Raw genomic sequence first — 8,534 nt, 5'->3', positions numbered from 1 at the left:
AAGATGACTTACTCATTTGAAGCTAGCGAGATTTTGCAATCTCTTTTATAGTCGATTACTCGACTGTGCTTACTCACTCGTTGTTCAGTTTTCAAAGATCAATTTCTTTCGTTTTTCATCGCCATCCGTTTAGCGGCGACTTTTTAAATATATCACAGTCCCACCCAAGATTGCAAGTCTTTATTTTGAAAAGTTTATTTGAACATCTTTTACAATTAGACTCACTCGCTTTGTTTCGAAGTGACGAGTTATAAAATAACACAATTGGAGAGGGTAAGTCAAGCACTTACCCCCTATTTTTTCTGAGCTTGATAATTACGGTTTCTTGCGTACTTCGATATTTCCTTTGGTGTAGCTAAGCGAGCATACATCCTGAAGATGACCTTGTATCTGGATTCTATAGCTCCCTTTATCTCTTGATCAATTCTCTTATCATTGAGATCGAATAGCATTTCGTCTAATTCTTTACGGAGTACATAATCTAATTCTCTGCATTCTCTCTCATTGAACAAAAATCCGAGCATACATCCATCCAAACCCCTCTCGACTGTAGAGATTCATGGCACTAACATTTTAGTTAGACGTGGAGAGTTGAGCCAACTATGCCCCCTCTTCTTTTCCGCCTTATTGTTATGCTCAGATTTTGCCAATTTTATGACGAGAGATTGAAAATATTTTACAAATGCACCAACCAGTAGGTAAGTGTGCTTTCAATTATAGCCGCAATCAAAAGGAGGACAACGATCCCCATACTTAATGGCTTGGTTAATTGAAATACTCTAATCAATTCAATTCGAGCACTTCTTTTCTCAGCTGGCACAAGTAATTGTAAACCCATTTTCCATACCAACATCCCTATCTTCAAGCCATATGCGCACGCGAGCAAAATAACAGGGATCTCAATGATACCATGCGGCAATATCCCTTTAAGAACGATGGATAATGTACTTTCATGTGTCTGCAAAGATAGTACATAACCTAGAATCATTCCATTAGCGATTAGCATAAAGAGCGGTAATACACCTAGGAAAATCCCACAAAAAACGATAAGCACCGACTTAATCGCGTTATTTAAAAAGATAAAAATGAACAGCCACACCTGCGGGTTTTCTTTAGCACTTATTGATTTAATCATAGGCTGGAGTCCTTCTAACTGCTTCTCCAAGAAATGCGTAAATTGCTCGGAATTAGCCCACCCCATATACAAACTAAATCCAAAAACGAGTACAACCACAATAAAGTAATGCTTCATTTCTTTAAAATGTCTAAGCAATGCCGGAAAATTCATTTTGTAATTCCTCCAATTTCGGAAGCATAAGTACCCTGTGTACGAGCATACATTATTTACTAAAGGTTATACAAGCTGTCCTTGGCTTGACATAAAGGAGGTACAAGCTGTTTATGAACTACTTTTTTGTAATCAACGCACGCAAATTTAAACAATATTTATTCATTGCTCTTGCCATCATCTTCTCCGCGGCCATTGTATATTCCGAACAAAGTAACGTATCTGTCTTTATGAACTCCGAGCCTTCCGCTATCTACAGCGTGCAGACCGAAAAGAAGGTCATCGCCCTTACCTTTGATATTTCTTGGGGGGATACTCGAGCTGAACCAATCTTGAAAATCCTAAAAGACAATGGTGTTAAGGATGCGACTTTCTTCTTATCTTCGCCCTGGAGTAAGAGCCATCCTGACATTGTCTCACATATCAAAAGTTACGGATTCGAGATTGGCAGTCATGGAAACAAATTTGACAACTACAGCGATCTTAGTGATGAGGAAATTCGAAACGAAATTTCTACTGCACATGGCATTTTAACAGAATTAATTGGCAAGGAGCCTAACCTAATTCGTCTGCCTAATGGCGATTTCGACAAGCGTGTCTTACGAATTGCTGATGATCTTGGCTATTCCGTCATCCAATGGGATACAGACTCTCAAGATTGGCTAAATAAAGGCGTCGACACCCTTGTAAACCGTGTAGTGAGCAAGGCACATCCCGGCGATATCGTTCTTCTCCACGCGAGCGACTCCTCCCAACAAACACATGAGGCTTTGCCAGCTATTATCCAACAACTAAGAGAAAAGGGATATCAGTTCGTAAGTGTAAGTGAGCTCATTAAGCAAACCCAGGTGGAGACAACCCCTGTCGAGGATCAAGCCATGAAACAAATCCATTAGTATTTATAGATAGATTTGAAAAAAAAGAGCTAATCAAATTAGCTCTTTTTGTTATCCAATATTTTATGTAGGGTAAGAATTTGCCATGCATTACAGACGAATAAAGGTGCCAACATAAATAGACTTGATGCTGAGTTATCTAATTTCAATGCTGGTACTGCCTCAAGCACAGTAACTGCCGTCATGAAAAATAACGTAGGAATGAATGCATTCCGATTCGTCATTTTCACCTTCCAATAGCTTACTGCTAAAGAAATCACTAATACGCAAACAGGCAAGATGAAATATCCAAGCAGCGATTCAGAACTGTTGAAATTCGTTTTCCTCAAGTAGACAAGGTCGAATAAAACAACAATAACAACGGCAAGCTGTAACAAGTCCCACACTGTTTTGGATCGTATAATACCAACAGCAATGAACCTAACGATTAAATATGCGAAGAAGCCCATTTGACTCAATACACTTATCGTAGCTCCACCGAGAATCATATTAATCAAATTAAATCCGACCGCCGATAAGCCCATTACAGAAAATTCTTTGTCTGAAAATTGAAGGATAAGTCCAACCCCAGTAGACACTACAATCCCTAATACTAATGTTGTCCAAAATAAGTGAAACCATTTACGCAAAGTCACGTTTAATTACCTCCACACATCAACTCTAATTGTTAATTGTACCAATCTTTGCGATAAAAAGCCAATAATGTTCCCTTATATTCTGACCCTAACCACACATACTAAGACCATTAAAGTTAAGGGAAGGGAGCATGTAGTTATGTTAAAGACAAGACTTAGAAAGCTTCAGGTCCTACCGGCTATATCATTGGCTTTTCTTCTCGCCTCTTGTGGTACAGATAACTCATCTCAAGGCCAATCACAAGCCAATACGTACAAAGAACAAAAGACAATGATCCTCGATATTCTGAAATCAGATGATGGTAAAAAAGCAATAAGTGCTGCAAATCGAAGTATCATGAATGGGGATGTAGGTGCTAACAGTGTTGCTGGCCAATCACAAATTAAACTACTATCCGCTAATGAGTCCCTTCAGCTTCAAATGGCTGTCAAAGATGTACTGACCGCTAAGGAAAATAATATGTTTTTGACCGATATGATGAAGGATCCTAAGTTCGCAGGTGACTTTGCCACAGCGATCCAAAAAGAGACCAAACAAATGTTCAAGGAATTGCTCAAGGACCCTACTTATCAAAAATCACTGATTGATGTTATGAAAAACCCTGATTATGAGAAGATGGTTCTTGATGTTATGAAAACAGCACCATACCGCCAACAAATGATGACTGTCATGGAGGAATCCATCCAAAGCCCTCTTTTCAGAGCGCAAATGGTTGAATTACTTAAGTCTGCTATCGTCCAGCAAAGCAAGCCTGATCAAATGCCTTCCGCAAAGAGTACAGAAAAAAGTGATGATAAAGCCAAAGAAGGAAATAAAAAGCAAGACAGCGGGGATGACAAACAAAAGGATGATTCCTCGGGGGACTCCCAAAAACAAGGTGATGAGAAGAAAGATGGAGGTTCTGATTCTTAAACAAAAAAGGAAGAGTTGGCAGATTCCCTCTGCTTCCTCTTCCTTTTTTTTCACTATTTATCTAGCTTCGAAATCAACCGATCCGCTATTTCCAAATAGATTTGCCCCGCTTTGGATTCCGCTTTATATACGGAAGGCGAGTAATCCTTTTCAGATATATGATTATCAGGCGCTCCTAACGGAATTTGTGCTAATAGCTCACTGTGAAGATCTTCAGCAAGTTTAGCACCTCCACCTTTACCAAAAATATGATCAATGCTGCCATCCTTACTTTCATAGTAAGACATGTTCTCAACGATACCCAAAATTTCATGGTTCGTTTGAATAGCCATCGCACCGGCCCTAGCAGCTACAAATGCTGCTGTAGCATGTGGCGTCGTAACAATGATCTCTTTACTTTGCGGTATGAGCTGATGCACATCTAGTGCGACATCGCCAGTACCTGGAGGAAGGTCTAGAAGGATGTACTCCACATCTCCCCAATTTACTTCGTTGAAGAAGTTGCGGAGCATTTTGCCTAACATCGGCCCACGCCATACAACAGGTGCATTGTCTTGGACAAAGAACCCCATCGATATCACTTTTACCCCAAATTTCTCAACGGGAATAATCACGTTTTCTACTAGCTGAGGCTGTTCTTCAATCCCCATCATATCCGGAATACTAAATCCATAAATATCCGCATCAATAATCCCTACCTTTTTCCCTTTCCGAGCCAGCGCGACTGCCAGATTAACTGTGACTGTTGATTTACCAACGCCACCTTTGCCACTCGCAACAGCGATAAACTCAACTGTTGAGGATTGTCCGAGAATCGGCTGCTGAATCGGAGGTTGTACAGGGGTCTGCGGAGTAGTATCCGACTGTTGTGAAGTTCCTTCCAAACGACTCCGCTCATGGTCCGTCATCAATCTAAACCGGATATGAACTTGGGGTACTCCTATATTTGCTAAAGATTGTTGAATGAATGCTTTGGCTTGCTCCTTATATCCTTCATCCTCGGTTACTACGAGCAAGCTTAAGGATACCGCATCTTCCTTCACCATTACATCACGAATCAAATTTAATTCCACTACACTTTTATTAAACTGGGGGTCTATTAACTTATTCAACGCTTCTAGAATCTGATCTTTATGTACCATAGCCACATCACACCTTTATTGGGACATTGTATTCGCGGCTTTTATTATACCACATTATGAGGAAGAACCCACTTTTTCACCTGCATAATATCTCAAAATCCCTTGATATACCGAAGCTGCCAACATTTTCTGATAGTTCTCATCCGCTAATAACTTAGCTTCTTCTGGATTTGAAAGAAAGCCTACCTCAACGAGTGCGCTTGGAATTTTTAATGTTTTTAGCAGATACACAGTCTTATCAGCCATCTTCGCCACGCGATCTGTATTTTCTAGATTACGCCTAAGCTCGGACTGAATGAGTGCTGCTAGATTGGGATTGTTGGGATTATTCAAATAATAGAACGTTTGTGCGCCTCTCCATTTATCAGAAGGAATACTGTTCAAATGGATACTCAAAAACATATCGGCATTATTGTTCTGAATCAAGTCCGCTCGATTGTGGAGATCCTGCGTCTTCCGTTTGCTATAGCCTTTCGTGCCCGATTCCGCTAGATCCGTATCCGTTTCTCTTGTTAAAACCACGATCGCACCGGCTTGTTGCAAGTAGTCGCGTAACCGCAAGGTTATAGCTAGATTGATATCTTTCTCAATGATACCATCCTTGCTCTCAGCCCCACCATCAGGACCCCCATGACCTGCATCCAGCGCTATTGTCTTCCCCGATAAGGGGAGCGTCCAATCCGACCAGGTCTTCGTTGTAGGGAGCTCGTACGCATAAATAAAGACAACCAAGGCAACCAGCATAGCTGAAAGCAATAGCTTCAGACTACTGTGAAAGGTCAGCCATACCACCAACCTCTTCTTCCTTTTACGCATAAAAAATCCACCTCTGTTCCCCTATAGACTCTGTAACATCTATATGGGACAGGGTGGACAAATATACCATCCTACGTACAATGCATGTAGAATCGCTTCACGAGGCCTTGTGAACGCATTGCAGAGCCGATATCAACTTACTTATGGAGTCCGCATTCCGTTTTCTCAATACTTGCCCAACGTCCTGCGCGCGGATCTTCACCTTCAGCGACTTGGCGTGTGCAGTGCGTGCAACCGATACTAGGATAGTTACGATCATGAAGTGGGTTATATATCACATCATTGTCGCGAATATACTGCCATACGTCTTCTGAAGTCCATCCAGCAAGTGGATTGAATTTGATAAGACCAAACTTCACGTCATATTCCACTTTTTTAGAATTTGCTCGAGTAGGTGCTTGATCGCGGCGAATTCCTGTAATCCACGCATCATAATTTCTAAGGATATCTGTAAGAGGATCAACTTTACGTATGTTGCAGCATTGGTTCGCGTCGCTTTTCCAAAGCTCATCCCCGAATTTCTCCGCTTGCTCATCCAGTGTTAATTTAGGCAATACTTGAACGAATTTCGTACCGTAGTGTTTCTCAAGACGATCTTTCGTTTCATAAGTCTCATCAAAGTGCACATTTGTATCTAAGTAGAAGATATCCACGTTCGGGTTAATCTTTTGCAGCATGTCGACCAACACCACATCTTCTGCGCCAAAACTACAAGCAAGTGTCAATCTTTGAAATGTATCTACAGCTAATTTCAATATGGCTTCAGGCGATTGATTTTCGAATTCTTCCGCAGCTTTCGTTACAAATGCTTCTTTTTCAAATAGATTCATCTTCCGATTCCTCCAATAGTCGACAATCCCGACTGATATTGTATGATTTATAATTTAATTATATCTGACTTCTGCAGGGTGTCAATTACTTTTTATCATTTTGGTATTAACTTATTCTATTGGGCTAATGTTGGATCATGATGAACATAAAAAAAAGAAAAACCTCTCCAGCCATAAGCCGAAAAGGTTCTTCTTGCGTGCCAAAGGCACCATATCTTAACGTTTGGAGAATTGAGGAGCACGACGTGCTGCTTTCAATCCGTATTTTTTACGCTCTTTCATACGGGAATCACGTGTTAGGAATCCAGCTTTTTTCAAGGATCCACGGTATTCCGGATCAGCTTTCAACAATGCACGGGAGATACCGTGACGAATTGCGCCAGCTTGTCCGCTGATTCCGCCGCCATTTGCAAGAACTAGAACATCGTATTGACCGATAGTTTCAGTTAGAGCAAGTGGTTGTTTAACGATTAGCTTCAATGTTTCTAGACCGAAATACTCATCTAGATCACGTTTATTGATGATGATGCGTCCTTCACCCGGTATTAAGCGAACACGCGCTACCGAATGCTTACGACGACCCGTTCCATAATATTGAACTTGTGCCACGAAACGTTCCTCCTTATATTAACCGCGAAGATTCCAGACTTCTGGTAGTTGTGCTTGGTGCTGATGCTCTGCTCCACCGTAGACTTTAAGCTTAGTTTTCAAGCTATCGCCTAGACGGTTCTTAGGAAGCATACCATGAACTGCGAATTCGATCATACGATCAGGTTTGCTGTTAAGCAAGTCTTGAGCGGAAGTCACTTTCAAACCACCTTGGTACATAGAGTGACGGTAGTACATTTTGTTTTGCATTTTCTTACCAGTAAGCTTAATTTGGGAAGCATTGATAACAATAACGAAATCACCAGTATCTACGTGTGGAGTGAACTCCGGTTTGTGCTTACCGCGGATAATGCTAGCAACTTCACTTGCAAGACGGCCAAGTGTTTGGCCTGCAGCGTCAACAATGTACCATTTACGCTCTACTTCATTTGGCTTAGCCATATATGTGGTGCGCATGCTTAATCCTCCTAAAAATATATCTGAAATACATAAGTTATAGTTGTCATTTATTCATAAGCGATGGATAGTTATGATCATTTGTGATCAGGGGCTGTGGGGTAGCCGATCACGAAACGCCAAGTTATATTTTACACGATAACTTCTTAATAATCAAGTAGTGATGACAACTTTTTAATAGTCGACTTTCCACAAGGTTAATCCCATGGCTTCGGCTGTAGGACCCGCTTGAGAGCGATCTCTGGCCTCGAGAACACGTTGCATATCACTAGATGGTCTCTTACCCTCACCGATCTGTATTAACGTCCCTACGATGATCCTCACCATGTTATAAAGAAAACCATTCCCCGTTATGATTAACCGGATACGTTCTACTTTACCTGTCGCCAACAACTCATCGGATTCCGTCTCCATACGTACCTCATATAAGGTTCTCACTTTGATTTCCTTATCCGTTCTCACTGTGCAAAACGAAGTAAAATCATGCTCACCTAGCAAACAAGGGAGCGCCTCTCTCATGGCTTCCACATTCAAATGCGTGGGGTGATGATACTCGAAGTTGCGGTGAAAGACATCAGGGAAGCGCGCCGAACGAATCGTATAACAATAAGTTTTACGTTTCGCGGCTTTGCGAGAGTGAAATGTAGGGAGAACTTCTTCTGCGGTATGTGCAACGATGTCCCTGGGTAGTCTAGCATTTAGAGCTAAACACCAACGTTCTACTGGAATCTTAGAACTTGTTGTAAAATTAATAACTTGCGCTTTCGCATGAACACCGGCATCTGTACGCCCTGACGATATGACCTTCACTGTCTCACCTGTCAGCAAGAAGACTGCCTGTTCTAAACGATATTGCACCGTATCAGATCTAGGCTGTATCTGGAAACCAGAATAAGATGATCCATCATAACTTATGGTAAAGCGTAGATTTCTCAAGGCTTGTTCCTCC

11 protein-coding genes are annotated in these 8,534 nt (G+C 41.3%); 2 read left to right on the top strand and 9 right to left on the bottom strand.

Annotation, left to right across the window (positions count from 1 at the left end; translation table 11 throughout):
• Positions 1-293 precede the first annotated feature (293 nt).
• Both GC096_RS38780 and GC096_RS20480 read right to left on the bottom strand, forming a co-directional pair.
• Positions 294-524: a hypothetical protein gene (locus tag GC096_RS38780; RefSeq protein ID WP_056618222.1), complete on the bottom strand. Its 231-nt coding sequence runs from the start codon at positions 522-524 to the stop codon at positions 294-296.
• A 152-nt stretch (positions 525-676) separates the two neighbouring features.
• Positions 677-1,288 (bottom strand): stage II sporulation protein M, encoded by a 612-nt coding sequence (locus tag GC096_RS20480; protein WP_171632746.1) that lies wholly within the window; start codon positions 1,286-1,288, stop codon positions 677-679.
• Between the two features lie 113 nt (positions 1,289-1,401).
• Between GC096_RS20480 and pdaB the strand changes: the two genes are divergently transcribed.
• Entirely contained in the window at positions 1,402-2,184 is a 783-nt protein-coding gene (gene pdaB, locus GC096_RS20475) for a polysaccharide deacetylase family sporulation protein PdaB (RefSeq protein ID WP_171632744.1), read from the top strand.
• Positions 2,185-2,222: 38 nt separating this feature from the next.
• Here the strand turns inward: pdaB and GC096_RS20470 are convergent, their stop codons facing one another.
• Positions 2,223-2,819, bottom strand: coding sequence for a KinB-signaling pathway activation protein (locus tag GC096_RS20470; protein WP_171632743.1), 597 nt, complete (start codon positions 2,817-2,819; stop codon positions 2,223-2,225).
• A 139-nt stretch (positions 2,820-2,958) separates the two neighbouring features.
• Between GC096_RS20470 and gerD the strand changes: the two genes are divergently transcribed.
• Positions 2,959-3,732 carry a spore germination lipoprotein GerD gene (gene gerD / locus GC096_RS20465; RefSeq protein ID WP_171632741.1) on the top strand — a complete coding sequence of 258 codons (774 nt, stop codon included), beginning with the start codon at positions 2,959-2,961 and terminating at the stop codon, positions 3,730-3,732.
• A gap of 53 nt (positions 3,733-3,785) precedes the next feature.
• On the opposite strand, the gene salA is transcribed toward gerD, so the two are convergent.
• The 6 genes from salA to truA all read right to left on the bottom strand — a co-directional run bounded on the left by salA (position 3,786) and on the right by truA (position 8,521).
• The gene (salA, locus tag GC096_RS20460) at positions 3,786-4,874 is read right to left on the bottom strand and encodes an iron-sulfur carrier protein/transcriptional regulator SalA (RefSeq protein WP_171632740.1); all 1,089 of its coding nucleotides are present in this window, start codon (positions 4,872-4,874) and stop codon (positions 3,786-3,788) included.
• A 54-nt stretch (positions 4,875-4,928) separates the two neighbouring features.
• Positions 4,929-5,690, bottom strand: coding sequence for an N-acetylmuramoyl-L-alanine amidase CwlD (gene cwlD / locus GC096_RS20455; RefSeq protein WP_171632738.1), 762 nt, complete (start codon positions 5,688-5,690; stop codon positions 4,929-4,931).
• Between the two features lie 137 nt (positions 5,691-5,827).
• Positions 5,828-6,520, bottom strand: a complete 693-nt coding sequence (locus GC096_RS20450; protein WP_171632736.1) for a phosphoadenylyl-sulfate reductase — start codon at positions 6,518-6,520, stop codon at positions 5,828-5,830.
• Positions 6,521-6,736: 216 nt separating this feature from the next.
• Positions 6,737-7,129, bottom strand: coding sequence for a 30S ribosomal protein S9 (rpsI, locus tag GC096_RS20445; protein ID WP_028557465.1), 393 nt, complete (start codon positions 7,127-7,129; stop codon positions 6,737-6,739).
• An 18-nt stretch (positions 7,130-7,147) separates the two neighbouring features.
• Entirely contained in the window at positions 7,148-7,585 is a 438-nt protein-coding gene (gene rplM, locus GC096_RS20440) for a 50S ribosomal protein L13 (RefSeq protein ID WP_171632734.1), read from the bottom strand.
• 174 nt (positions 7,586-7,759) lie between these two features.
• The gene (gene truA, locus GC096_RS20435) at positions 7,760-8,521 is read right to left on the bottom strand and encodes a tRNA pseudouridine(38-40) synthase TruA (RefSeq protein WP_171632732.1); all 762 of its coding nucleotides are present in this window, start codon (positions 8,519-8,521) and stop codon (positions 7,760-7,762) included.
• Positions 8,522-8,534 lie beyond the last annotated feature (13 nt).

Source organism: Paenibacillus plantarum, from assembly GCF_013141695.1.
Lineage (GTDB): Bacteria > Bacillota > Bacilli > Paenibacillales > NBRC-103111 > Paenibacillus_E > Paenibacillus_E plantarum.
This window is presented reverse-complemented; position numbering and strand designations above follow the sequence as displayed.

What these genes read in the sequence shown, in the direction of transcription:
- GC096_RS38780 (WP_056618222.1), bottom strand. Translation starts at nt 524, where the DNA reads ATGCTCGGATTTTTGTTCAATGAGAGAGAATGCAGAGAATTAGATTAT.
- cwlD (WP_171632738.1), bottom strand. Translation starts at nt 5,690, where the DNA reads ATGCGTAAAAGGAAGAAGAGGTTGGTGGTATGGCTGACCTTTCACAGT.
- gerD (WP_171632741.1), top strand. Translation starts at nt 2,959, where the DNA reads ATGTTAAAGACAAGACTTAGAAAGCTTCAGGTCCTACCGGCTATATCA.
- GC096_RS20450 (WP_171632736.1), bottom strand. Translation starts at nt 6,520, where the DNA reads ATGAATCTATTTGAAAAAGAAGCATTTGTAACGAAAGCTGCGGAAGAA.
- salA (WP_171632740.1), bottom strand. Translation starts at nt 4,874, where the DNA reads ATGGTACATAAAGATCAGATTCTAGAAGCGTTGAATAAGTTAATAGAC.
- GC096_RS20480 (WP_171632746.1), bottom strand. Translation starts at nt 1,288, where the DNA reads ATGAATTTTCCGGCATTGCTTAGACATTTTAAAGAAATGAAGCATTAC.
- pdaB (WP_171632744.1), top strand. Translation starts at nt 1,402, where the DNA reads ATGAACTACTTTTTTGTAATCAACGCACGCAAATTTAAACAATATTTA.
- rplM (WP_171632734.1), bottom strand. Translation starts at nt 7,585, where the DNA reads ATGCGCACCACATATATGGCTAAGCCAAATGAAGTAGAGCGTAAATGG.